Origin of the sequence: Mesorhizobium sp. M7A.F.Ca.CA.002.09.1.1, from assembly GCF_003998555.1 — a bacterium.
In the GTDB taxonomy this organism is placed as follows: domain Bacteria; phylum Pseudomonadota; class Alphaproteobacteria; order Rhizobiales; family Rhizobiaceae; genus Mesorhizobium; species Mesorhizobium ciceri.
The window spans coordinates 1-539 of record NZ_RZRR01001542.1; the positions used below are offsets into that span (position 1 = coordinate 1).

A 539-nucleotide genomic window follows, 5' to 3' on the forward strand; every position below is an offset into this window, starting at 1 on the left:
ACCCAGCCCGCGTCGCGCTCAACGGCAGCGATGGTTTCCTACTGTTGCCGCAGACGAAGAACTTCTTCGAGCTGCCGGATATTTCGGTGCCGCTCGACTACAGCAGGCATGTCGCGCCGATGATATCGGACATGGGCGCGATGCTGGCGACGGCGGCACTTGTGCGCAAGATCGGCGCGAAGGACGAAGCGGGTTGATCGGGCTGCGCTTTCAGCACTCGAAGCCGTATTTGTCACGCATGTAGTCCGCCTCTTCTTTCGACATTTTGTTGAACATGACGCACACGGTGAAGCTGCCGACCTGACGTCCGCCGCGTGTGTATCCCCAGTCGGAAATATCGTCCCTGGTGAATTCTATGTTCTGGCCGAGGACGACGTTGTGCACTTCCTCCGGCTGGTTTGCCAACATGCCGACAAATCCGGTTTCGGTGCGGCGGAACGGTATGACCCAGAAGTGTTCGGTGACGTTGCCGTCCCGTACCTTGACCTTCAATTTGAACCTCTCTGTGTCGGCGGGAGGCGCCTCGGACAGTGCCAGGA

At 59.0% G+C, this 539-nt stretch carries 1 protein-coding gene and 1 pseudogene; one reads left to right on the top strand and one right to left on the bottom strand.

Translation table 11 applies throughout. The features are described from left to right. Positions 1-197 (top strand): annotated as a pseudogene (locus EN994_RS34540) (hypothetical protein); the annotation flags it as partial. A 13-nt stretch (positions 198-210) separates the two neighbouring features. On the opposite strand, the gene EN994_RS34545 reads toward EN994_RS34540, so the two are convergent. After that, on the bottom strand, positions 211-539 hold a 329-nt coding region (locus tag EN994_RS34545), incomplete at its 5' end, for a DUF2314 domain-containing protein (protein WP_127308304.1).